The organism is Maridesulfovibrio zosterae DSM 11974, assembly GCF_000425265.1.
GTDB classification, from domain to species: Bacteria; Desulfobacterota; Desulfovibrionia; order Desulfovibrionales; family Desulfovibrionaceae; genus Maridesulfovibrio; species Maridesulfovibrio zosterae.
Genome location: NZ_AUDC01000012.1, coordinates 24055 through 49399, shown reverse-complemented (window position 1 = coordinate 49399; position 25345 = coordinate 24055). Strand labels below are relative to the sequence as shown.

General features: G+C 44.5%; 21 protein-coding genes. 4 read left to right on the top strand and 17 right to left on the bottom strand.

Annotated features, from left to right (window positions below; all coding sequences use genetic code 11):
* Positions 1–60 precede the first annotated feature (60 nt).
* The 3 genes from H589_RS0107040 to H589_RS0107030 all read left to right on the top strand — a co-directional run bounded on the left by H589_RS0107040 (position 61) and on the right by H589_RS0107030 (position 6221).
* Positions 61–2436, top strand: coding sequence for a hybrid sensor histidine kinase/response regulator (locus H589_RS0107040; protein ID WP_027721363.1), 2376 nt, complete (start codon positions 61–63; stop codon positions 2434–2436).
* A gap of 256 nt (positions 2437–2692) precedes the next feature.
* Complete coding sequence (gene cheB, locus H589_RS0107035; RefSeq protein ID WP_027721362.1) at positions 2693–3739, top strand: chemotaxis-specific protein-glutamate methyltransferase CheB; 1047 nt, start codon at positions 2693–2695, stop codon at positions 3737–3739.
* A gap of 10 nt (positions 3740–3749) precedes the next feature.
* On the top strand, positions 3750–6221 hold the full coding sequence (locus tag H589_RS0107030; RefSeq protein WP_027721361.1) for a response regulator: 2472 nt from the start codon (positions 3750–3752) through the stop codon (positions 6219–6221).
* Between the two features lie 90 nt (positions 6222–6311).
* Here H589_RS0107030 and pgm read toward each other — a convergent pair whose 3' ends face one another.
* The 7 genes from pgm to H589_RS0106990 all read right to left on the bottom strand — a co-directional run bounded on the left by pgm (position 6312) and on the right by H589_RS0106990 (position 12011).
* Positions 6312–7961, bottom strand: a complete 1650-nt coding sequence (gene pgm / locus H589_RS0107025; RefSeq protein WP_027721360.1) for a phosphoglucomutase (alpha-D-glucose-1,6-bisphosphate-dependent) — start codon at positions 7959–7961, stop codon at positions 6312–6314.
* Between the two features lie 310 nt (positions 7962–8271).
* A complete protein-coding gene (locus H589_RS0107020; RefSeq protein ID WP_027721359.1) occupies positions 8272–8721 on the bottom strand; it encodes a hypothetical protein in 450 nt (149 codons plus the stop codon).
* A gap of 22 nt (positions 8722–8743) precedes the next feature.
* The gene (locus H589_RS0107015; RefSeq protein ID WP_027721358.1) at positions 8744–9205 is read right to left on the bottom strand and encodes a DUF3795 domain-containing protein; all 462 of its coding nucleotides are present in this window, start codon (positions 9203–9205) and stop codon (positions 8744–8746) included.
* Positions 9206–9654: 449 nt separating this feature from the next.
* On the bottom strand, positions 9655–10275 hold the full coding sequence (locus tag H589_RS0107010) for a tetratricopeptide repeat protein (protein WP_027721357.1): 621 nt from the start codon (positions 10273–10275) through the stop codon (positions 9655–9657).
* A gap of 43 nt (positions 10276–10318) precedes the next feature.
* Positions 10319–10666 carry a hypothetical protein gene (locus H589_RS0107005; RefSeq protein ID WP_084146908.1) on the bottom strand — a complete coding sequence of 116 codons (348 nt, stop codon included), beginning with the start codon at positions 10664–10666 and terminating at the stop codon, positions 10319–10321.
* 28 nt (positions 10667–10694) lie between these two features.
* Positions 10695–11471: a YkgJ family cysteine cluster protein gene (locus tag H589_RS0107000; protein WP_027721355.1), complete on the bottom strand. Its 777-nt coding sequence runs from the start codon at positions 11469–11471 to the stop codon at positions 10695–10697.
* Between the two features lie 351 nt (positions 11472–11822).
* The gene (locus H589_RS0106990; RefSeq protein ID WP_027721354.1) at positions 11823–12011 is read right to left on the bottom strand and encodes a ferredoxin; all 189 of its coding nucleotides are present in this window, start codon (positions 12009–12011) and stop codon (positions 11823–11825) included.
* A gap of 343 nt (positions 12012–12354) precedes the next feature.
* Here H589_RS0106990 and H589_RS0106985 point away from each other — a divergent pair, with 343 nt between their 5' ends.
* The gene (locus tag H589_RS0106985; protein WP_027721353.1) at positions 12355–13554 is read left to right on the top strand and encodes an aminopeptidase; all 1200 of its coding nucleotides are present in this window, start codon (positions 12355–12357) and stop codon (positions 13552–13554) included.
* A 79-nt stretch (positions 13555–13633) separates the two neighbouring features.
* Here H589_RS0106985 and H589_RS0106980 read toward each other — a convergent pair whose 3' ends face one another.
* The 10 genes from H589_RS0106980 to shc form a co-directional block, all read right to left on the bottom strand.
* A complete protein-coding gene (locus H589_RS0106980) occupies positions 13634–14446 on the bottom strand; it encodes a hypothetical protein (protein ID WP_027721352.1) in 813 nt (270 codons plus the stop codon).
* Positions 14428–15045 (bottom strand): TetR family transcriptional regulator, encoded by a 618-nt coding sequence (locus H589_RS0106975; RefSeq protein WP_027721351.1) that lies wholly within the window; start codon positions 15043–15045, stop codon positions 14428–14430. The genes H589_RS0106980 and H589_RS0106975 overlap by 19 nt, the downstream gene beginning before the upstream one ends.
* A gap of 189 nt (positions 15046–15234) precedes the next feature.
* On the bottom strand, positions 15235–17634 hold the full coding sequence (gene pheT / locus H589_RS0106970) for a phenylalanine--tRNA ligase subunit beta (RefSeq protein WP_027721350.1): 2400 nt from the start codon (positions 17632–17634) through the stop codon (positions 15235–15237).
* A gap of 253 nt (positions 17635–17887) precedes the next feature.
* Positions 17888–18937 (bottom strand): phenylalanine--tRNA ligase subunit alpha, encoded by a 1050-nt coding sequence (gene pheS / locus H589_RS0106965; protein ID WP_027721349.1) that lies wholly within the window; start codon positions 18935–18937, stop codon positions 17888–17890.
* Position 18938: 1 nt separating this feature from the next.
* On the bottom strand, positions 18939–19292 hold the full coding sequence (gene rplT / locus H589_RS0106960; protein WP_027721348.1) for a 50S ribosomal protein L20: 354 nt from the start codon (positions 19290–19292) through the stop codon (positions 18939–18941).
* A gap of 100 nt (positions 19293–19392) precedes the next feature.
* A complete protein-coding gene (gene rpmI, locus H589_RS0106955) occupies positions 19393–19590 on the bottom strand; it encodes a 50S ribosomal protein L35 (RefSeq protein WP_027721347.1) in 198 nt (65 codons plus the stop codon).
* Positions 19591–19635: 45 nt separating this feature from the next.
* A complete protein-coding gene (gene infC / locus H589_RS0106950) occupies positions 19636–20184 on the bottom strand; it encodes a translation initiation factor IF-3 (protein WP_084146906.1) in 549 nt (182 codons plus the stop codon).
* Positions 20168–22099, bottom strand: a complete 1932-nt coding sequence (gene thrS, locus H589_RS0106945) for a threonine--tRNA ligase (protein WP_035075419.1) — start codon at positions 22097–22099, stop codon at positions 20168–20170. Before thrS ends, infC begins: the two co-directional genes overlap by 17 nt.
* Positions 22100–22447: 348 nt before the next feature.
* Positions 22448–23173, bottom strand: a complete 726-nt coding sequence (locus tag H589_RS0106940; protein WP_027721344.1) for an acyl-[acyl-carrier-protein] thioesterase — start codon at positions 23171–23173, stop codon at positions 22448–22450.
* 10 nt (positions 23174–23183) lie between these two features.
* Positions 23184–25313, bottom strand: coding sequence for a squalene--hopene cyclase (shc, locus tag H589_RS0106935; protein ID WP_027721343.1), 2130 nt, complete (start codon positions 25311–25313; stop codon positions 23184–23186).
* Positions 25314–25345 lie beyond the last annotated feature (32 nt).

Below are 25345 nucleotides of genomic sequence, written 5' to 3'. Positions count from 1 at the left end.
GCAAGGCGTCCAGTGTGCAGTATTTATTATACAGAATCTGATCATTTCAGGGTGTAGAATATGACCATGAGCGATAAAGAACTTAAAAAAAGGCTGCTTAAAGCATTCCGGGGTGAAAGTGTTGAGCGCATGCGGGTGCTTTCATCGGATTTCATGCGGCTTGAGAAAGGTGGCAATGAGCAGGAATTATTATTGCTCATCGAGTCGTCATACCGCGAGCTTCACAGCCTGAAAGGTGCGGCCCGTGCCGTTGGGCTGGGCGGAGTTGAAAAATTTTGCCAGAGCTTTGAATCATTTTTTTCTGTATTAAAGAAGAACAGTCTTGTCCCTCCAAAAGCAATCAGTTCTTCCATGCTGGGCTGGCTCGATATTCTTGATAATATTCTGGCACAGGAGGATGACTCTGAGGCTATACTTCAGGCCCCGACTCCGGCTCTTGCTCTCTCGCAGATGAAAAATTTTGTTGATTCCCCTCATCTGATAAATGATGAGTCGGAAGAGGACGGAATCTTCTCTAATACTTCCACTGCAGAATCTGCGGTCGTAAATGAAACTGAAGATTTAACCCCTGCGGCATTGACTGAACCCGATTTAGAACTGGATTCTCCCATTCTTCAAGAGAATATAGAGACTGCTGAGTATACGATTTCGACACCGTCAGATAAGGGCGTAGCTACTGGTGTAAATAAAGTGTCATCACGGCAGGCAATGGACGATACTGTAAGGCTCAGTTCTTCTTTTGTTACCGGATTGCTTCTACGGACAGAGGAACTTATTTCTTCGCGTAATGCACAGAAGGCAAGGTCGAGGGAAGCTGTTGTTCTGGAAGATTCTCTTGCTGACTCTTTGAAGTTTTTTCAGAATTTTTATGAAAATAAGAAGAAATTTTTAGAGGATGAAGAACTTGTTTTTTTTGCTGATATGGAAAAGAGGCTGGAAGATTTTTCTCGCCATTTAAGTTCACTTTCATCTTCAGCTCAAAAAGCTCAATGGGAGCTTTCTTCAAAAGTAGATTCACTGATCGGTGATTTTAAAGATTCCATGCTTCTTCCTTTTTCATCAATGCTGGATGTCTTCCCTCGAATGGTCCGCAGTTTAAGTGCAGAGCAGGGGAAGAAGTGTGAGCTGGAAGTCTCTGGCGAGAATGTCCGTATTGATCGACGAATCCTTGAAATGCTTCATGACCCGCTTATGCACATGATCAGGAATTCTATAGATCACGGTATTGAATCACAAGAATATCGTGCTGCGGCAGGCAAACCTTCTTGCGGAAATATTTCATTTTCCATTACTCATACTGACCGCGATATCGTCAAAATTATTTATAGTGATGACGGCAAGGGAATAGATTGCGATAAGCTTCGAACCGTAGCAATACAGAATGGTATTGTTTCCAGGGAAGAAGCAGAGCAGATGGATCATAGAGCTGTTCTTGATCTTGTTTTTGTTTCGGGTATGTCCACCAGCGATATTATTACTGATATTTCCGGGCGGGGGCTGGGGATGGCCATAGTAAGGGATAAAGTTGAGGCGCTGGGCGGGAATGTTGTAGTTGCCAGCCCTGAGGGGAGAGGAGTCCGGGTTATCATGAATATTCCGGTTGCTCTAACCTCTTTCAGGGGAATTATTGTCGAGGCCGGAGGCAGTATTTTTGTGGTTCCCAAGGCCGGAGTCCGCAAAGTTCTGCTGGTTCGGCAGGAAGATATAGGCTCTGCCGGTGGAAGAGAAACTATTTTATTTTCAGGGCGTCCCATACCGTTGATAGGTCTTGCAGACATACTTGAACTCACAGTGACGAAAGCTGAGAAACAGTCATTTCCTGTTTTTATTATGGGTAAAGGCCGTAAGGCTGTTGCTATAAGTACTGAAGAGCTGCTCGGCGAACAGGATGTAATGGCTAAAAGTATGAGGCAAATACTTCAAAGAGTCAGAAATGTTGCAGGATTTTCAATGATCGGATCAGGTCGGCTGGTTCCTATTCTCCATGCTCCTGATATGGTCCGGACTGCTTTGAGTATTAATTCAGGTGTGAAAGTAAGATCTTCTTCCCACCAGATTGGTGAAAAAGAAGTTAAGACTGTCCTCATTACTGAAGATTCAATCACTTCACGTATGCTGCTCAAAAATGTGCTGGAAGCAGCGGGATATAATGTTGTCACTGCTGTAGACGGTCTTGACGGTCTCAACCATATTAAACAGCAATTGCCTGATATTCTTGTTTCGGATGTTGAGATGCCGCGTATGGATGGCTTTACTCTTACATCAGAAGTTAGAAAAATGCCTCAAAGTGCCAATCTTCCTATTGTGCTTGTTACGTCTCTTGGATCACAGCAGGATAGAGAACGCGGAGTGGAGGTTGGTGCCGATGCCTATATTATCAAGTCCAGTTTTGATCAGGGGAACCTGCTTGAGGTGATCAGTCGTTTAATAGGATAGATATTAATAAACAAGTTTTTAGTTTTATAATTTATTTTGTTAAAGCCGCGTAGTTGTATTTGTTATAGCAGTAGCTTTTTTTTGTGATTTATTGATTCTTTGAGTTTTAGTATGTAACAATAATACTAAATTAGTAATACTGCTTAAAGGCTTTTGATGAAGATGATTTATTCCCAGTTTATGAACTGAATTGTTGCTGTTTTGAATGTACTATGGGGTTAATAGTTTTTTTTGAGACGTTTCAATCGGGGGCACAGTGATTAAGGTACTGATTGTAGATGATTCAAAGTCTGTCTGCGAATTATTTAAAGAAATGTTTAATCGTGAGGATGACTTTGAGGTCGTAGGCTGTGCAGAAGATGGGGCTTCAGCACTTCGCATGGTTAAAGACCTTGCTCCTGATGTTGTTACTATGGATGTCAATCTTCCTGATTTTGACGGTTTTACTGTGACCCGCAGCATCATGGAAGAGAGTCCTGTTCCTATTGTTATAGTGAGTGCTGTGTATAGTTCATCTGATGCGGAACTTGGTTTCAGACTGCTTGATACAGGTGCTTTATCCTTTCATGATAAGCCGGCACTTAATAGTGATGATTTTTACGGGCAAATGGCTGAAATAATTATGTCTGCCCGGCTCATGTCCGAGGTCCGTGTTGTGCGGAGAAAGGGGAGGCTGAAAAAAGATAATTGTATTAAGATATCTGAGGATACAGCATTTGAAGGTCTGCATAATTATCCAAAAGAAGTAATCTGCATAGGTGCTTCAACCGGCGGACCGCAGGCGGTTAAAGCAATCCTGATGTCGTTGCCGGTCGGTTTTCCAGCTCCTATAATTGTTATTCAGCATATGTCGAGCGGATTTACTGCAGGTATGGTTAATTGGCTGATTGATAATACTGGACATAATATTAAAATTGCAGAACATGGCGAAATAATTCGGCCCGGTGTTGTTTATTTTGGGCCTGAAGAGTATCATCTTGAGGTCTCTGCTGATCGTAAAGTTGTTTTGTCAGAATCTCCGGCAGTGAATGGTATCCGGCCTACTGTATCTGCGTTGTTTGATTCTGTTGCCCGAAATATAGGTCGTCTTGCTGTTGCTGTTCTGCTGACAGGAATGGGGCGTGACGGTGCTGATGAGCTGCTTAAAATCAGGCGCAGCGGAGGGCATACTATTGCACAGAACCGTGAGACTTCAATTGTATTTGGAATGCCGGGAGAAGCTGTCAGAATAGGAGCGGCTGTTCAGGTTTTACCGCTCGAAAAAATAGGGCCTGAATTAGTAAACCATATTTGTGGAAGTTGAGGTTTTTTTAGTGCGCAGTAATCATATACTTGTAGTTGAAGACAGTCTTACGCAGGCTGTTAAATTAGAATATTTTCTTTTTTCAAGAGATTTTCAGGTTACGTTGGCGTCAAATGCTGAAAAAGCTCTGGAAATACTTGGCAATAAAAAAATAGATCTGGTTATAAGTGACGTGATTATGCCCGGCATGGACGGATATGAATTATGCGAAAACATTCGCAGAAATCCAGCCTTCTGTTCTGTACCAGTTATTCTACTGACCAGTCTTTCAGATCCTGGTGATATCGTTAAAGGACTCAAAAGCGGTGCAACAAATTTTGTAACCAAGCCTTACGATGAGCTTTTTTTATATTCTCGCATAAAGTCTGTATTAAATCCTGATTCATTTGAAGCTGACCAGTCTGTTGTTCAGGAAGTTAATTTTGAATTTCATGGTGAGAAGCATGTTTTAAAAGCAGACTTCAGTCAGGTATTTCAACTTTTACTGGCAACATACGAAAATACTCTGCTCCAATCCAGACAGCTTGATACCGCCCATAAAAAACTCGTCTCCCGTAAAGAACAGCTCAGCTCCGTTCTGGATTCAGTCGCATCAAAAATTGCTGTGTTGGACCCGGATTTAAAACTTATTGCCGCTAACGGTTCATGGCGTGATTTATTCATGCCCGAAGATGCTGAAGCAGAAGTTGAAGGTGTCGATTTTGCGCAGGCCATTTCCAATTCAGGGCGCCTTAGTGTTCCTATAGAAAATATAGTGAACGGAGTTCGCTCTGTTGCTGCCGGGAAAGAAAAGAAATTTACTTACGAATATTCACTGGAGACAGGAAGTAAGTCAGAAGTGAACTGGTATATGCTGGAAGTGACACCTATGCGTGGCAAATCCGGTGGAGCAGTTGCTTCATTTATTGAAATTACTGACCGTAAAAATATGGAAAGTGAGATTATCAAGGCTCGTGACGCGGCGGAAAAAGACAACCGTTTTAAGTCCCGCTTTCTGGCATCAATGAGCCATGAAATCCGCACACCGCTGAATGCCGTAATCGGTATGACCGACCTTACTCTGCGTTCTGAGCTCACTCCTGAACAAACTGATAATCTGGAAATTGTCCGGCTCTCAGCATCTCAGTTACTTACGCTTGTTAATGACATTCTTGATCTGTCAAAGGTTGAGGCCCGCATGCTCAAACTGGAGAACAAGGATTTCAGTCTCAGCGAATCTTTATACGAAGTTATTAAGAGCATGGAGTCGCAGGCTAAAGAAAGGGGGTTGGTACTCAGCCTTGATATAGAGGAAGATGTTCCTGATATTGTCTGTGGTGATAAAGGGCGATTGAAACAGATTTTGTACAATCTGGTGGGTAATTCACTTAAGTTTACTGAACATGGTGGTATTTTTGTTCTGGTCACAATGCTGGATGGGAAAAATCATTCAGGTGAAGTTGTTTTACAAGTTTCAGTTCGTGATACTGGAATAGGTATTCCGGAAGATAAGCAAAACATAATTTTTGAAAGTTTTCGTCAGGCAGATGATTCTACCACCCGTAAATTTGGCGGTTCAGGTCTGGGGCTTGCCATTTCCCGTGAACTTGTTGAGATGATGGACGGTAAAATAGGTGTCCGCAGTTCTGAAGGATACGGCAGTGTTTTTACGTTTCATGTAGTTTTGCAACCGGGTGATCCTTCAAAAGTTATCAGTGAAAATCTTGTTGAAAATGAAGCTGACGATACGGAAGAATGCTCATTTAGAATTCTTCTGGTTGAAGATAATCCTATCAATGTCAAAGTTGCTACCAGCCTGCTTAAAAAAATGGGACATGTTGTCGCTGTTGCCGATAACGGTGTTGAGGCTATAAGCACTTTGTCACGTCTTTCTGTAGACTTGATTTTGATGGATCTTGAAATGCCTGCTATGGATGGCTTTGAAGCTTCAAGAAATATTCGCCTTGGAAAAGCCGGGGAAGACAAAAAGGATATTCCCATCATTGCTATGTCCGCCCATGCCATGGCTGGAGTGAATGATAAGTGTACAAAGGCGGGGATGAATGATTACATTGCCAAGCCCGTACAATATTTGGATTTACAAAATGTGATTCAGAGGGTTTTGAAGCGTTTACCCAGAGCAGCTGTTTCAGAGCTTACTCATGAAAGCTTTGAAGATATGGTTCTGGACATATCTAAGGCAAACGAAATTTATTGCGGTGATGATGGTCTGTATACTGAGCTTTGCACCATGTTTCTTACCGATGTTGAAGATGATGTTATGAGTCTTACTGAAGCTCTGGATTCTAATGATTTGAATACAGCCAGACGTATAGCTCATACTCTTAAAAGCAGTTGTGCCGCTATCTGTGCCCCAAAAGCTCGTGATATTGCAGTAAAACTTGAAAAAGCTGTTGTGGCTGAAGATAAAACGGCTGTTGACGAACAGCTTAAAGCATTCATGAATGAATCCAAAAGAATTAAGAACGCATTTAAGAGCTGACCATTTTTATTAAATATCATTAAAAAAGGGCTGAAACCGACGTATGTAAATACGCTGGTTTCAGCCCTTTATATTGTACTGATTGCGGACTTATTTGAGAGCTATTTCAAAAGCAGCATTAACTATTTTGGCAGCTTCTTCCTGAATGGCAACAAGGTGTGCCAGTCCTTTGAATGATTCTGCGTAGATTTTATAAATTGACTCTGTGCCTGATGGACGTGCAGCAAACCAGCCGTTTTTAGTGACAACTTTGAGTCCGCCGATTGCTTCACCGTTACCTGGAGCAGCAGTAAGGCGTTCTTCAATTATTTCACCTGCAAGAGTCTTTGCCTGAACCATTTCAGGAGTCAGAATGCTGAAAGCACTTTTCTGCTCCTCAGTTGCCGGGGTATCAATGCGCTTGTAAACAGGACTTCCAAAGTCTTTTTCAAGAGCTGTGTAGTGTTCGCCGGGATCTTTATGTGTTTTGGCAGTAATCTCAGCTGCAAGCAGATTCATTATTATACCGTCTTTGTCAGTAGTCCATACTGTTCCGTCTTTTCTAAGAAAAGATGCACCGGCACTTTCTTCACCGCCGAATCCACAGGTCCCTGCAAAAAGAGGATCAACAAACCATTTAAACCCGACCGGAACTTCCATGAGAGGGCGGTTTATGGATTTTGCTACACGGTCGATCATGGAGCTGGAAACCAGAGTTTTACCAACAGTAAGGTCGTCTCTCCACTGCGGTCTGTTTTTGAAAAGATATTCAATTGCAACAGCAAGATAATGATTCGGATTCATCAGTCCACGGCTTTTGGTGACGATTCCATGTCTGTCTGTATCCGGGTCATTTGCAAATGAAATGTCATATTTATCTTTCAGCTCGATAAGTCCTGCCATAGCATAAGGAGAGGAGCAGTCCATACGGATTTTTCCATCCTTATCAACATGCATGAAGGCGTACATTGGGTCGAGCTTCTTATTTACTACACTGAGATTAAGATTGTATTTTTCGGCAATAGGTTCCCAGAAATCAATTGCTGCCCCGCCCAGAGGATCAACTCCGATACTGAGTCCTGATGCTGCAATGGCTTCCATATCGACTATGTTTTCAAGGTCGTTGATATACGGAGTGGCAAAGTCATATTCTTTGGTTGTATCCGCTGCGAAAGCCCGCTTTATAGTCATGCGCTTTACATCTTTGAGCCCGTTTTTGAGAATCTCGTTGGCCCTGTTCTGAATGGCACTGGTCACAGCAGTACCTGCCGGACCTCCGCTCGGAGGATTATATTTGAATCCACCGTCACGGGGAGGGTTGTGGGACGGAGTAATAACTACTCCATCAGCAAATCCATCTTTACGACCTTTATTGTAAGCAAGAATCGCGTGTGAAATTGCCGGTGTCGGGGTGTAGCCCTTATCGTTTACAAGTACTGTTACGCCATTGGCTGCAAATACTTCCAATGCAGATATCTGTGCCGGTTCGGAAAGTGCATGAGGATCTTTGCCTATATAAAGAGGTCCGGTATATCCTTTAGATTTTCTATATTCACTTATGGACTGGGCAATTGCCAGAATATGATCCTCATTAAAAGAGCCGTCCAGTGAAGAACCTCTATGACCAGAAGTTCCGAAAGCAACAAGATGCGAGCTTATAGAAGGGTCTGGTGTTATTGTATAATATGCTGAAACCAGTTTTGGTATGTTTTCAAGGATTTCTGGCGGAGCCGGTTTTCCTGCTAATTTGCTGAGTGACATCACGTCCTCCGTGTTTTTGTGTGCAAATGGAGAATATCAAAGAAATATAAAAATACAATGGTTAACAATTTTTTTCAAAGGATTGTAACCTGATCTAGCTTGTGCATGTACAATTGTTACAAATAGCAGCTAGTAGCTGGTTTTGTCCATAATTCAGGCAAGATAGACTTGGTTTTATTTTTGTAAAAATGGTGGATGTAGAGTAAATTTCAAATATGCACATATTTTATAATACAAAAAAATCCTAAATATAAGTCTGTTACATCTCGTAGAATCTTGTAAAAATACTTCGGACTTAACAGGATGTCAATTAATTGAGACTGGTGATGAAGTCCCAGTTGATTCTGGTACCATACAGGAAACAAAAGCCTGTGCATAAGGAAATCAGAGAAAAAAATATTTCTTTGGGATCAGCTTTTTTGGGATGGAAAAGCAGGGTGTACAGTTGAAATGGCAGGACAAGCCCTCTAATACTGAAAATTGAACCGATCATAATCAGGATAGGTCCCATGAATGGCATAGGTCTGAATTCGCCTGCACCTGAAAATGCATACATTCCGAAAATTGCCAGAACAGTTGCTATAAAGGCGGTAACCATAGTCGGGATTGCAGAATTTTTTTCTGCCAGTGAACTTAGATCTTCTCCTGCCCCGAAGTACCGGTAGGCTTTCGGCCCGACAATAATGATTACGACATGCAATATAGCAATCAAAAAGCAGATTGTTCCACCGAAGTTCAGGAGTATTGTCGGGTTATACATAAAAATAGTTCCTCAACTGTAATTAAGGATAGCGAGGCCTTTCGGCTTGCAGAGCAATAAATTTTTCAATGCCGCGTTTGCGCATGATCTCATTATTTATTTTCCAGCGGCTAAAGAGCGGTTCTTGCAGTCCAGTTTTTCCGCAATCCGGAAAAGAACTGCATTCAAAGCAGAATTCGACTTGTTGTTCTTTTACGCAGTCAGCTACTCTGCAATCCGGCAGACATGTTCTATTATCTGATCTGCATCCGTTGCAGGAAGGAGCGGAAAGACTATCCAGTAAAGTTCTGAACTGAGCATAATTTTCCATGGCAGGATTGAAACTTTTCAGCCTTTCGGCATAAACATCAAAGTTATCTCCGAGAGTTTCAGCAATCTGCTGGGCGTTTTTAGAAATCTTTCCGTGAACACAGCCAACGCATCGCGAGCAGTCCAGCCCGCATGGGGCGATTGGATCTCTTAAAAAAATATCTGTATCATCCATTTAAACAGCCTCTAGCGAAAGTTGGTGTGAGAAAAATACAAGTTATAATTCTCACATCTTTCAGCAAAGATAGCATATGTCCTTCAGATTTACGAGCAGCAGGTAACCATAAAAATTGAATTATAGAGAAATATTATTCGTTTTTTCTTGCAGTACTTCCTGCATTTCCTGGATATAAAATTATTTTTAGGAGAAAAAAATGAGAAATTAATTCTTAATTTTCGCACCAATTTTTAGATATCAGGTTTATTTTTGCTCTTCTAATAGACGTTATTTCAAAAAATAGACCCTGATACTAAGAGTATCAGGGTCTATTTTTTTATATTTATCAAGGCCGCTCGGCGGAAATTTTTGCTTAAAATATTATAACTTTCAAAAGTGACAATGGTTAAGCAACATGGTCCACCTTGGGCAAATCTGATATTACGGAGAGAAATATCTCAGATTTATTAACGGTGAGCTTCGAGTTCTTTGAGGAAATCAGGTGAAGCTTCAAAGCCTGTTTCAATGGCTTTATCGATGCACTCGATTGCCTTTGTGAAGTCTTCTTTTTCGGCGTAGCACAGAGCTAAGTTGTTCCAGGCTGGTCCGAAATTCTCAGCCAGTTTGACTGCCTTCTCACATACTTCGATGCAGTCATCGATTTCACCTTCGTTAAAGTAGGCACTACCAAGAGTGGCGAGGGCCTGTACGAAGTTAGGATCGTATTTTATAGCGCGTTTGAGAGCTCCGATAGCTTTATCAACGTCACCCTGCTGCATATAAACAAATCCGATATTGCCCCAGGGCACTGCGAAGAAAGGACGCTGTTTGGTTGCAGTGATGTTGTAACGCAGACAGCCGTCGAGATCGCCACGCTGCATAGCTATTCCGCCAAGCTGAACGTATGCTTCAGCCATTTTGGGAGATTCTTCAATCGCAGTAAGGAATTCACGCTCAGCTTCCATGAATTCTCTTTTAGAAAGGTGTGCAACACCGAGGTTGTAACGAGTGTTGCTGCAAGTAGGACTTGCTTCTTTTTTCTTTTTCAGATCGGCAATGTAATCATCAATATTATCAAACTGCTCCACAGCAATATCCTCTTGTTTTATCTATTGTTACAAAAAATATTAATCAGACCTTTTTTCCTTCTCTTTCGAGAAGGTCATGGTACCAGACACAAAAATCAAAAACAGGCCGTACTTTTTCAAAGTTCATAACCAGCATAACACCGAACTCGGCTGCAGCCTGAGCGTACTCCGAGTTTCTTCCTGCCTTGACTTCGCGGATGAATTCCTCGCAAAGCTGCTGAGAGGTTCTGCCGGTAATATCCTGTCGTAAATCGATGGGGTCAAATGGAAGCTGAAACGGGTCCCATTCATCATACCCAATTTTATCGACAAACCTGCGCCGGCGCGGCGAAAGTTTATCGTACATAAGTTTTTTCTGTTCTTCTATTTGTTCTCTGGTCAGATTGGACACATGGCCTCCCTGTATCTACTTGTACAGCTTATTTTTCGGGCATTGCGCCAAGTTCTACAGAGTAATTGCATGAAGCACAGGCAGATTTATCTTCGCTGCATGTGGTACATGCTTCAGATGGAGCTGCTTTAGGAGCAGCAACTTCCGGTTCCGGCTTTTTGCCTGTATTCGCACCAAGGTAATCTTCGGTGTATTCGGTTACAATAGCCATGGAAACTGGAACCAGAACCTCTGGCAGTTCTTTCAGACCGGAGTTAATGGATGCAGCTATTTCTGTACTGAGTTCCAAAAGTTTGGATTGCAGAGTGTCCATGTTGATAGTGGGGTATGCTTTACCCGGTTCAAATCCTGATTTCTGACAGGAATGAGCCTGTCCGCCTATATTCATGGGAACACCGTAAATACGGCAGGTCAGCGGTCTGAACTCATACAAGGCACAGAGGTCTTCTTTCAGCAGCAGAGGACATTTTACGCGTGCAAGGGATACTTCTTTAAGAATTTCAGTTGCTGGTGTTCCAGCCTGACTTGCTTTGAATGCGCGTCTTTTAATTTTATGGATTTTTCTATCTGCGGAGTCAGCATCGTGCATGATGTCTGAGCGTTTCATACCGCTGTAATTTTCGTTGAACTTCTGGTTCAGGTAAAGAGCTTCCACCAGTGTCAGATCGAAAAGGGCATGACAACAGTCGCTGCATCCTTTACCGCATTTGATACCGTCTGGAGTCTGCTCGGCTATTTTAGCAAAAGCCTTGTCCACTTCGGCAACAAGGGCTTCATATTTATTGAAAATTTCTTTGAATTCCAAAGTAAAACCTCCGTAAGAAATATATGGTCAGAAAGCTTGCGAAAAACACCGCGCAAACTGTTATAAACTAAGTCTTAAAGATCAGCAGTCAATCATTTGCATGAAAATAATTGTTGATTTCTGGAATGTCCGGACTCGCATATGGGCATAGCAGAATTAGGCTGTATATTTTGTCGGTGAGCGGCGCAGAAAATTAAAAGATACAGGGGAAGGGCAAAAAAGAAATTTAAGCTCCGGCGGGCAAAAAGAAATTGATGCTGAAAAAATAATCAGTGGATAATTAAAGAGCAGGCGGGAATCTTGGCAAACCATGATTCCCGCCTTGAAGCTTCTTAAAAAAAGAAGAACTTTCTAACTCTCTTCAACTGTGAGTGCACCCTGTTCGCATACTTCGATGCAGGATTCGCAGCCGAGACATTCGTCTTCGTTAACAGCTACTGCTTTGCCGTCCTGAAGTTCATAAACTTCGGTAGGACATACATCAACACATTCGCCGTCGCCATTACATTTGTCAGTATCAATAGTGATAGTGTATCCCATGGTGTTACCCTCCAAAAGATAGATTTTTTTTAGCCGCTGACAGTCTGCGTAAACTATGCCAAGCGGCTACGCAGTCTTTAACATTTAGGTTGGGCCGAAATTTTTCGGCTTATACCCCGACACAGGGCTTTTGAAATTTGGATATCTACTAGCCCTTCTCATGTCAAGAAGGGAGAAGCTAAAAAAGTAATAAAGATGAATAAAAATTATAATTATATGACCTATGCTAAGCTTTGGGCGGGGCTGTTTTATTTTATTGCAGCTGATGGATGACTTTGGTGCAACATTTATTTAATAGAAACCTTTATCTTAAATTTTAATTGGAAAATTTTCAGGAGTAACGATGCTGACCAAAGAACAGCTTGAAAAATATGTAGAAGCATTATGGTGGGGACTTACCACCGCTCGTACCAAGCCTTATGAGAAAGGCGATATGGTTATGATCCGTTATGAAATCGAAGCATTGCCTCTTGCTGAGGCTGTATTTAAAAAACTCATTGCCGAAGGGATTAATCCTGTACCTCGTCTTTCACTTTCCCCTGAAATGGAGAAGAGTTTTTATGGCAGCGGCAATGATCAGCAACTCGAGTTCATTGCACCCGGTGAGCGTGAATTTTCTGAAGGAATGAACGGTCTTATTGCTTTACTTGCGCCTTCTTCACTTACTCATCTGGCAGAGGTTGATCCTTCCCGTATGGGGAAGTGCGCTGTATCCCGCAAGTTTTTGCGCGATATTATGGAAAAACGTGAGCAGAACGGTGAACTTGGCTGGACTCTCTGCTCCTATCCAACCAAAGCGATGGCTGAATCAGCTGGATTGTCTCTGGAAGAGTTTACTGCGCAGATCGTTAAGGCCTGCTATCTTGATGAGGAAGATCCTGCATCGTGCTGGAAAGGCGTTTTTGAAAAAGCGTCAGAGGTCAAAAACTGGCTCAACGGCCTCGGTATAGAATCTTACCGCGTTGTTTCAGCTGATATGGATCTTACTGTAAAGCATGGCGATATGCGTCAATGGATCGGAGTTTCAGGGCATAATATTCCGAGTTTTGAGCTGTTTATTTCACCGGACTGGCGTGGAACATCAGGTGTTTATTACGCTGACCAGCCTTCATTTAGGTCCGGTAATTATGTTGAGGGTGTGCGTATTGTTTTTGAAGACGGAGTCGCCAAAGATATTACTGCCAAGCAGGGCGAAGAGTTTGTTAAAAAACAGCTTGCAATGGATGTCGGAGCTTCTCGTTTGGGAGAATTCTCTCTCACTGACCGCCGCTTTTCACGTATCGATAAGTTTATGGCGAATACACTTTATGATGAAAACTATGGGGGAGAGTTCGGTAACTGCCATGTTGCCGTAGGAGCTTCCTACTCTGATACTTATGCCGGAGATCAGACTAAGCTCGATGAGGAGCTTAAGAAAGAACTTGGCTATAATACTTCTGCTCTGCATTGGGACTTGGTGAATACACAGGATAAGACTGTTTACGCCACTCTGAAAGACGGAAGTGAAATTGTCATTTATAAGGGCGGAGAGTTTCAGATTTAACTCAGCTTTTGTTCAATAAGAAAAATCCCCTGCAAAATTAATTTTGCAGGGGATTTTTTTATGCTGCCATTAAAGCCGGCTAAAACTTGATGTAAAGTCTGACGCCGGACATGTAGAATTTGTTTTTAGGTTCAACGACATTAGCATTGCCGCTACCGTACATGACACTATCCGTGTTTGATTTAGCAAACTGCCAGTACCGGAAATAAGGTTCAAAACCGAGTGAGTAGTCGGTAAAGTCATACTCAATGAATGCTGAAAGACGTCCACCGCCTCCTGATGCGAAATCCTGAGTATTTGATGCATCTGAGTAATTGGAACCTGCTTGTGAAAGTTTGCTGTCCACGGTTCCTCCCAGCAGTAGATCACCTTCGATCGTTCCGCCGATAGACCAGCCATCATCCATGTTTGAGATGATGTTTATGCCTAACGGAAGATAGTACTGGGTTATCTCGCGTTCGTATCCTCCGGTGGCTTTGATTTTATCGTACCAGTATCTTGTTCCGACACCGATGTATGGGGTGTAGCCAATTTTTCCATTTTCAAAGCCCATCCCCAGCGTTGCCCGGCCACTGATAAAATAGTCGTCATTATCGCATTTAAGCTTAGTACCGTCGCTGTATTGCCCGTTGTATTCCAGTGAACCGGCAAGTCCTTCAAGTTCGGCATTGAGCATGATATCGTATTGCGTGAAGTAACCGGTCCATGAACCGAATCCACCGTTTAAAATACCTTTTTCATGCATAACGTCCGGTTCATCGTAATACATATACATTCCTTCATAGCCCAGCTTGAATTTGCTGGTCGGGAACAGCTCCCTGTCTGCACAGAGAGCAGAGGTCGCTATAAGCATCAGACCGATAACTAATGTGATTATTTTTCTTTTAAACATGAGTACATGAACATCTCTATTAAAGATTTAGATTCCTGTGCAATATCAACTTCTTCCGGGAAGAAGATAGTGTATTGAGCAATTCCGAGTAAAGTCGAGTAGTAGGTCGCAGCGGCAACTTCAGGTTTCAGATTTTCTCTGAAAGTTCCATCTTCCATTCCCTGCGCAATAAGTTCTTCAACTTTTTTAATTAATTTATATTCTTCGTTTCTGAATTTGAGTTTGAACGGCATCAATTCTTCAGACCATTCGGTCTTGTTGAACATGATTGTGAAAGCGTCACGAAAGTTTTGATCTATTCCTGCATGACTGATCCAGACTTCCATCAGGTTCGAGAGCATTTCCTGAGGAGATATGTCTTTATCAAATTGAGAGAAGAGCAGGTCACGCACCGGCATGAATGCGAAATCAAATAGTTTTTCAAAAAGATCGGTTTTGTTTTTAAAATGCCAGTATACCGCTCCACGGGTTACTCCCGCATCTTCAGCAATATCCTGCAAGGTTGTTTTGGCATATCCTTTTTCATTAAACACTTTAAAGGCTGAGGCCAGTAAAGCCTGCCGCGTTTTTTCCGCCTCTTCTTTAGTCTTTCTAGCCATATTTATCCCTGCTTATCTAATTCAGAATTATTTGGTAACCCTAAGTATTTCGTTTTCCTTACAGGTTGAAACAAAATTTGTCATCCTCTGATCCTGTATAAATGTATCAGAGTGACATGAAAATGACTCATAAAAAAAGCCTGCACAGTGGATACTGTACAGGCTTTTATAAATGCAATTTGGTTTGTATTAGAATCTGACAGGAAGTGCTTTTTCGAGCGCTTCAAGAACTTTTTTATGTTCTTTGTCTACAACCTTGTCGGTCAGAGTCTTCTGTGCGTGGCGGTAGGTCAGGCGGAATGAGAGGTTACGCTCTTCGTCTTGGCCTTCCGGTGTAAACACATTGACCAGCTCAACTGATTCCAGCAGACTCAGTTTTAAGCCGAAGATTGCATCTTTGATAGTTTCAGCGTGCAGTGAAACGGGACCGATAACAGTCACATCACGTCTGGACGGAGGATAAACCGGCAAAGGTGCAAACTTGATTTTATGAGCCATGACAGTGTCACGCAGCAGGTCGGCATTAAGATCTGCCATCCATACTTCTTTTTTTGCATGATATTTGTCAGCGATATCAGCTTTAACCATACCCATAAAGCCGATTTCCTTTTCACCCAGAGTAATGTTTACGCAGGGTTCAAGGTAGGAATGGTCTTCGGCCTGAGTAAAAGACGCTTCGCCAAGCTTAAGGTCGGAAAGCAGATTTTCAACCAGCCCTTTTATATCAAGATAATCAGCATCGCCATGTTCGTGAGGCCATTCTGAACCGTTACGTGGACCGTTGAGCATAATTCCTAGACGGGACTGCTCACGGGTTTCGGTATCTGAATCAGCGTCTTTAACAAACTGTTTGGCTATTTCAAAAACACGGATGTGGCTGTTACCCTGTGCAAGGTTGTGACGCACGGTATTAAGCAGGCCCGGAGCCAGCTGTGTACGCATTACGTTCTGATCTTCGCTGAGAGGGTTGGCAATGTTCACACGTCCTTCCTTCGGCAGTCCTAGGAGGTCCAGATCATCATCACCCACAAAGCTGTAGTTAATGGCTTCGTGCAGGCCTACGCCGCGACCCCAGTTTTTGATTCTGCGATAGAATCCGTATGGAGTCTCCGCGATTACTGTTGAATCAAAAGTCTTGGATATACGGGGCAGGACAGAAGGAATTTTATCCATGCCGAAATAGCGGGCTACTTCTTCGTACAGATCAGCCTCACGTTCGAGATCAAGTCTGTAAGATGGAGTAGATACTTTCCAGCTGTCTGCATTGCTGTCGTCAACTTCAAGTCCCATAAGGGTGAAAGCTTTTTTACTGAACTCAGGTTCCAGATTAAGGCCGAGCCAGGAGTTACAGCGTGCATGACGATAAGTATGAGTGCGGTCTTTCCAAGGAGTCGGTTCGTTTTTGACTACGCCGGAGACTATTTTGGCACCGGAAAGTTCACTCATAAGCTGAGCTGCACGATCCATAGCGAAAGTGTTCATCTGCTGGTCTACGCCGCGCTCGAAGCGGTAGGATGCCTCTGAAGGCAGAGACAGGCGGCGGGCAGTTTTACGGATAGTACCGGGACGGAATACTGCTGATTCGAGCACAACGTTAGTTGAGCCGTCATGAATTTCAGAGTTCATACCACCCATAACACCGGCCAAAGCAACCGGACGTTCAGCATCCCAGATGAGCAGGTCGGAACTTATAAGGTCACGTTCCTGTTCGTCCAATGTGGTAAACTTAGTGCCGTCAGAAGCCGGAGCTACGCGGATTTTTCCACCTTTGATCCGGTCTCCATCAAATGAGTGCAGGGGCTGACCAAGTTCAAAAAGGATATAGTTAGTCACATCAACAATATTGCTGATGGGACGTACGCCTACGGAAAGGAGACGATAACGCATCCAGTCCGGGGAAGGAGCAATCTTAGCACCCTGAAGAATTCTTGCCTGATAAAGAGGGCAGAACTGAGGATCATCAATTTCAATCTTGAGCAGGTCTGCTGCATTACCGCCGGACTCAACAAGATTGAGTTTGGGCATTGTAATGGGCAGATCAAAGGCCAGTGCTGTTTCGCGGGCTATACCAAGTATAGACAGGCAGTCAGCTCTGTTCGGTGTTACGCCGAGATCAAGAACAGTTGTTTCCATATTCATGGCTTCAACAAAGTTCTGACCTGGTTTAAGATCTGCCGGCAGAACCATGATGCCTTCATGGGCATCGGAAAGCTCAAGCTCCCGTTCGGAGCAGATCATACCAAAAGACTTAACTCCGCGGAGTTTTGCTTTTTTAATCTTCATGCCGCCGGGCATGGTTGTTCCCACTTTTGCAACAGGAACATTCTGTCCTTTTGCAACGTTGGGCGCACCGCAAACGATGCTTAAAAGTTCATCCTCGCCTACGTCAACGGAGCATACTGAAAGCTTATCAGCTTCAGGATGCGGATCGCATTCGACAATGTGACCGACAACAAGGGGAGTGATAGCTTCAAAAGGATTGAAAATTTCTTCAAGCTCAAGGCCGAGCATGGTCAGCCTGTCGCCAAGCTCCTGAATCTCTCCCTCGTAAGGAACGAAATCCCGCAGCCATTGCATGCTTAAAAGCATTTGAGCCTCCAGCAGCCTGAATAGACTGCATAATCTGATTAATTTTATCTGAACAGTGTATAAGTTTTTGCGGTGCTTCCGGTAACCCTGAACGGGGTAATGTCTTCGCGACTCTGCCGGGTGCCTTAAACCCTTTTCGAAAAAAGGGTTTAAGAATCCCAAAAACTTTTAATAGGGCTTTACTAAATGATGTGAAACTATCCGTGGTTGGTTTTAAACAGAGATTTCACAACAAAACGGTGAAGCTCGTCTATTAAGAAAACTGTTCGAGGAAACGGATATCGTTTTCGAAGAACATGCGCAGATCGCCGATGCCGTATTTGAGCATGGCAACACGTTCAATACCGAGTCCGAAAGCAAAACCGGAATATTTCTCTGTATCATAGTCAACTGCTTTCATAACATTGGGGTCCATCATGCCGCAGCCGAGGATTTCCACCCATCCGGTCTGTTTGCACACACGACATGGTTTGCCGTCAATGGTGCCTTTCCCGCCGCACATAACACAGGAGATATCGACTTCTGCACTTGGTTCGGTAAATGGGAAAAAGCTTGGACGGAAACGCACTTCGGTTTTGGGTCCGAAGAGCTGCTGAACGAATGCGGTAAGAGTTCCTCTGAGGTCCGCCATGCTAACATTCTGATCAACCAGAAAACCTTCGATCTGGTGGAACATTGGAGTGTGAGTCAGGTCGGAATCCCTGCGGTATACCTTACCCGGAGCGATCGCAGCCAGAGGAGGAGTTCTATCCTTCATAGTACGGATCTGCAATGGGGAGGTGTGTGTACGAAGCAGGATGGAATCTGAAATATACAGAGTGTCCTGCATATCGCGCGCGGGGTGCTCCGGCGGAATGTTCAGAGCTTCAAAGTTATACCAGTCGTTTTCGACTTCGGGGCCGGTTACGACCTCAAAACCAAGTCCGATGAACACATCACAAATTTCATCCATAACCAGAGTAACTGGATGGAGGGAACCTTCGTGAGGTTTGCGACCGGGCATGGTCGGGTCAAATCGGGACAGGCTCTCGGCAGTGGCAGCCTTTTCGAGCTGGGACTGCTTGCATTCGATAAGATCGGTAAGAGCTGTTTTGACTTCGTTGGCTTTTTTTCCTGCTACAGGCTTATCTTCTTTGGACAGGGATGGAAGACCGGCCATGATTCCTGCAAGGCGGCCTTTACGGCCAAGCAGGTCAACACGGGTTTCTTCCAGTTCCTGTAAAGAAGAAGCCTGATCCAGGCGAGCATTGCACTCCGGGACCAGGCTTTCAAGTTCCTGTAACAGGGACTTAACGTCCGTCACTTTAGCTCACCTGAGCTTTAGCAGTCTCGGCAATTTTGGCGAATGCAGCGGTATCGCTTACAGCCAGTTCTGCCAGGACTTTGCGGTTCAGAGCGATGCCAGCAGTAGAAAGGCCATGAATGAGACGGCTGTAAGACAGACCGTTCAGGCGAGCTGCAGCATTGATACGCTGAATCCAGAGTTTACGCATTTCGCGTTTACGAACTTTACGTCCGACATAAGACATGCACAGTGAGCGTTCTACACGCTCTCTGGCAGTGCGGTAAAGGGTAGATCCTGAACCACGGAAACCCTTGGCCATTTTTAAATATTTTTTATGGCGCCTCTTGGCGGCTATTCCACGTTTGACTCTCATATGTATTCCTCCAGGAATGTCTAAAACCAGCCGCGAACGTGTCCCGCGGGCAGGAGTTTGTATTAATAGTTATTTATGCCGTTAGGCATTACTTACGCAATTAAGCGTAGGGGAGCATGCGTTTGACTTGACCGATATTGGCGCTGTCAACTGTAGTGCTCTGACCCAATCTGCTTTTGCGTTTAGCGTTCTTCTTGGTCAGGATATGACGAAGTCCCTGACGACGGCGTTTGAATTTGCCACTACCAGTCTTGGAGAAACGCTTTGCAGCGCCTCTTCTAGTTTTCATCTTAGGCATTTTTATCCTCCTAGGGAAATACCGGCATGTGAGCCGGAAAAAACCTTATTTTTTTATTGGAGCCAACATCATGTTCATGGTGCGGCCTTCGGTTCTAGGAGATTGCTCCATTTTGGCAATATCCATAGTATCCTCTTTGACTCGCTCCAGTACAGTCAACCCTCTGTCCTTATGGACAATTTCTCGGCCCCTGAAAAATATTGTGACCTTGCACCTATCGCCGCCTTCCAGAAACCGGCGGATGTGCTTGAGCTTTGTTTGGTAATCGTGCTCGTCGGTTTTGGGGCGAAACTTGACTTCCTTAATCTGGATTACAGTCTGTTTCTTTTTGGCTTCCTGCTTGCGTTTTTGCTGCTGATACTTGAACTTACCATAGTCCATTATCTTGCATACAGGCGGATCTGCCTTCTCTGCAACTTCTACCAGATCAAGACCCCGTTCCTTTGCTATCTCAAGGGCTTTGTGTGTTGGAAGAACTCCCAACTGTTCACCTTCATCATCGATAACTCTGACTTGGGGGACTCGAATGCGCTCGTTTCGGCGGGCACCGTCATCCCTACGATAGGGACGCCTACCGTCATGCTGAAAAGCTATAGCTCATGCCTCCGCGTTTGAATGGTTCATTGATGGCGGTCGAAATAAGCTTTTCCGCATCATCAAGAGACTTGAGTCCGGGGTCTTCCCCGTCGCGGGCCCTTACATTGACCGATTCCGCAGCGACTTCATTGTCGCCAATAATTAACATATACGGGATCTTTTCAAGTTGGGCTTCCCGTACCTTATAACCCAATTTCTCATTTCTTGTATCAACCTCGGCACGAATGCCCTTTTCTTGCAAAAACTGCAAGACTTTTTCTGCATATTCGTTCTGTGCGTCGGTAACTGTGAGAATTTTTGCCTGAACAGGAGAAAGCCAGGCAGGCAATGCTCCTCCGGTGTGTTCTATAAGAACTCCGATGAAGCGTTCGATGGAACCGAGTATGACCCGATGTAACATTACAGGCCTGTGACGTTCACCATCCTCGCCCACATAACTTAAGTCGAACCTATCTGGCAAGGTAAAATCACACTGTATAGTAGCACATTGCCAGCGGCGTTCAAGAGCATCTTTAATAATAATATCAATTTTGGGTCCGTAAAAAGCTCCGTCGCCCTCATTGATTGAGTATTCTAAACCCATCTCATTAAGAGCATCAGTCAAGGCGGTGGTTGCTTTTTCCCAATCCTCATCAGAGCCGATAGCCTTTTCGGGCTTGGTGCTGATTTCGGCTTCATACTCAAATCCAAAAAGATCCATTACATCGCCGACGAATTTTGCAACTCCGATAATTTCGTCCCTGAGCTGGTCAGGGCGGCAGATGAGGTGAGCGTCATCCTGAGTGAATGAACGTACACGCAGAAGACCGTGCAGAACGCCGGATTTCTCATGGCGGTGAACTACTCCCAGTTCAAAATAGCGCTGGGGCATGTCGCGGTAGCTGCGGATTCTGGATTTGAATACCAGCATGTGAGAAAGACAGTTCATGGGCTTAATGCCGTAGGACTGCTCGTCAATCTCAGTGAAATACATGTTTTCGCGATAGTTGTCATAATGACCGGAACGTTCCCACAATTCTCTTTTGAGAATCAGAGGACCCTGAACAAACTGGTAACCGCGTTTCAGATGTTCTTTACGTTCGAAATCTTCAAGAATTGCTCTGACCAGTGCCCCTTTGGGGTGCCAGATGATCATTCCTGCACCGACATCGTTATGCACAGAGAAAAGATCCAGCTGAGTACCCAGTTTGCGATGGTCTCTTTTCTTTGCTTCTTCGAGCTGTGCAAGGTGCTTTTTCAGCGCTTTGGGATCAGCGAAAGCTGTTCCGTAAATACGCTGGAGCTGCGCACGATTTTCATCACCGCGCCAGTAAGCTCCTGCCACTGACTGGAGTTTGAAAGCCTTGATCATTCCGGTGCGGGCTACGTGAGGTCCACGGCAGAGGTCTGTAAATTCTCCGTTAGTGTATACGGAGACAGTCTCTACGCCCAGATCATTGATAAGTTCTACTTTATAAGATTCGCCCATGTCTTCGAATTTCTTGATAGCATCAGCGCTGGAAAGCACTTCGCAAGAAAATTCTTCATTGGCTCCAACGCGGCGCAGCATTTCAGCTTCGATTGCTTCGAGGTCTTCAGGAGTGAAGGGACGCTCATAATCAAAGTCGTAGTAAAAGCCGTTTGCAATGGATGGCCCGATGGTCACCTTGGCAGCGGGGTAAAGCCTTTTCACCGCTTCAGCCATAAGGTGAGCAGTGGAGTGGCGAATTATTTCCAGCCCTTCGTCAGTTGAAGCCATAACAGCTTCCAGTTCTGTGCAGTCGGTAGGTACGGTAGTCGTGAGATCAAGAAGCGTATCACCGCATTTGGCTACAACAACATCCTTGAATTGCTTCTTGGACAAGGCCTCTTTGAGTACCTCGCCGCAAAGTGCGCCCTGCTGAACCTCAAGTTCTTTACCTGCAACTAGCATATCCACTCTCTCTCTGCGGAAGATTTATCCTGCTCCTGATAAAGGGGAGGATATTCCATTAAAAATTTGCTTATATCATTTTCCGGTTACAAAGGTATGTAACTAAGTGTGATGATTAAAATTAGTTCTCTTAAAAAGTAAAAGTCGCGAATAAAAACGCACTAATTTTAATGCACGAAAGGCAGTATTTTTATCTAACTAAATTAGAGAAGTCAAGGGGGTAGCTGGGGTCAGCAGCTAGATAAGAGGGCTCATAGACGTTATTTTTTGAATTACTGTGGGCGGTTATACATGCAAGCCCTGTTTTACTTCTATTTAGTACTGAAATTTTAAAAGGATTTTTAGATTCTATTGCACCTCAAGAGCAAAAGCTGCTCTATCCTTGGTTTCATTGAACCCTACAATTTCAAATCCTCCGTTTTCAGCATTACAATCCATTATTTTGATTGTGTCACCCTCGAAAACTTCTGATAAAAATCCTATGCGGATAGAGCTGATTTTATCGGGGGCAAGCCCTTGATTACGCAGTGTATCGATGGACCAGCGTAAGTATTCAGTATTGTTGACATGCCCGTTGGCATCAAGGGAACTGTACGGAACATTAAGCGTGCGCAGTTCTTTGACAGGTATTCCCGGGCGCAGCCGTTTTATTTTATCAGTGAAAACGGTTTCGTCTTTAGCAACAAGATTTATGCGGTCATCTACATTGATAGGTTTGCGGGTTTGTGAATCAAGGACCATCCATTCAGAGCTGGCTTTGATAATCTCGCATCCGTTTTCATCACAGCCTAGAAAATCTCGGAAAGCACGCAGCCGCTTTGCCCCTTGAGACCATGTGGTCAGGGAAAAAAGTTTTTCCCGTTCGGGCAGTTCTTTCAGCTCGATACGCATGGAGGTCAGCACCCAGAAGCAGTTCAGGCCGGCCATATATTCAATGCCGAATCCTTCACGGTCAGCGTGAGCTGTTGCCGCCTCCTGCATGCGGCACATGAGCCAGTGGCAGTGCATTCTATTGTCCGGTCCAGTTTCATAGGCCGGAACAATAGAGCTGATGTTGAGTGAATCTCTTTCCATTTCTATACTTCTACCACTTGCGTCCAAGGTCCATTGGTGAATCAAGGCGCATCATGATCTGTCTGGTATCTTCTTCAGCCGAGAAGCGGTTGTACACGCCAAGCGCCCACATGGGGAAATACTGGCTGTATCCATGATAGCGCAGGTAGAACACACGCGGGAAGCCTGTACCTGTGAAATGTTTTTCATCCCAGCTTCCGTCTTCTTTCTGGTTATCCAGCAGATAGCGGATACCCCGGCTTACAGCCTTGCTGTGTACATGGCCTGCTGCCATGAGCCCGAGCAGTGCCCACGCAGTCTGGGACGGAGTGGAGTCGCCAAGTCCTGCGTAATTTTTGTCATTGTAGCTCAGGCAGGACTCACCCCATCCGCCGTCTTTGTTCTGATGATTCTTAAACCATTCAACAGCCTTGCAGACGTATGAAGAATTCATGTCTTCGCCAGCCTGACGTAGACCGCACAGTACAGACCATGTTCCATAAATAAAGTTCACACCCCAGCGGCCGAACCATGAGCCGTCATCCTCCTGTTCTTTTTTCAGGAATTCAATGCCTTCTTTGATGGGTCGGAAGCTTTTATTGTAGCCGATTACGCCAAGCAGCTCGATGACACGTGCGGTCAGATCGGAAGTTGGAGGGTCCAGCAGTGCTCCGTGGTCTGCAAATGGAATATCATTAAGGTATTCGGCGCAGTTGTCGATATCAAACGCAGCATAGCCGCCGTTTGATGACTGCATGCCGATAAGCCAGTTAACTCCTTTTACGAAATTTTCGTGGTATTCTTCCTGTTCCAGCACTCCTGCACGGGCCATTGCCATGAGGACCATGGCTGTGTCATCGAGATCTGGGTAGTGGGTGTTCTCGAACTGGAATGCCCATCCGCCTCCTTCAAGATCCGGAGCTTTGGAACGCCAGTCGCCGCGGAAGAAGATCTGTTGATCCCAGAGCCATTTGACTGCCTGTTTTGTCGTTCTGCTATCGGTTTCTTCGCCTGCTTCCATCATGGCGGAAAGGGCCAGACAAGTATCCCATATGGGAGAGTTGCAGGGCTGGCACATGGCCTGTTCCAGATTTCCGGCAGTACCTTGTTCAGGTGAGATATCAAGTTCAGGTGCAGCAGAAAGTTCACGGCCGCCAGTGACTACGGTGTGCTCCCACGGAGATTTTTCAGGTACGTGAAATTTATCGACCAGAAGTTCATCCACAGCTTTGAGGCCGCGTGCAAAGTCCGCATCTGATTCATCGTAACCCAGCAGGTGCAGGGCGGTGACAGCGTTGGCCATTGCCGGAAAAATTGCACCGATACCGCCGTTACCGGACATATGTTCACGGGTCCATTGTTCTGCGTAATTCATCGCCTTTTTATGTACAGATTCAGGGATGAACCGCATGGTTCGTTTAAGAAGTCTGTCCAGCAGAATGAAGGCATTTTTACGCCAGCCTTTATCACGGAATTTATCAATATGAATATGATCTTCCGCTGATTTACAGAAAAGTTCAGGTATAGCTTCTTCGGGACGCAGACGGCATACAGGGCGAATGGCGTAAATAATGAGCAGCGGGTAAATTACTGAGCGTGACCAGTATGAAACTTTATCCAGATGGAAAAAGAACCATTTGGGCAGCAGCACAATTTCAATGGGCATTGCCGGTGGGCAGTGCCACGGAATCTGGCCGAATGTTGCAAGGCAGATGCGGGTAAATACGTTGGAAGTCTCAGCGCCGCCCTTGGCAAGAATTATCTGGCGTGCGCGGACCATATGTTCAGCGTTCTTATCATCGCCAAGCATTTTTAGAGCCATGTAGGCTTTGACGGAAGCACTGATATTTGCAGGACCGTCTTCATCATGGAGAGGCCATGAGCCGTCGGGCATTTGTTTTGCCCTGATGTAGTTACCGAGTCTTTTCGCTACTTCGGGGTCCATCTTACGGCCCAGAAAACGGTTGAACATGATATATTCAGCGGGAATGGTCACATCGGCTTCAAGAGCAAAAACCCAGTATCCCTCAGGTGCTTGCAGGGAACGAAAGCGTTTTACAACTTTTTTAATGGCATCTTTCGGCTGGAGCAGGGAGACAACCTGCCGGCGTCCTTTTTTATGATCTTTCGTTTCAGTTTTTGCAGTGTTTTTTCTGGTCATTATCAAGTTCCTTAAAAGTATTAAAAAAAGGC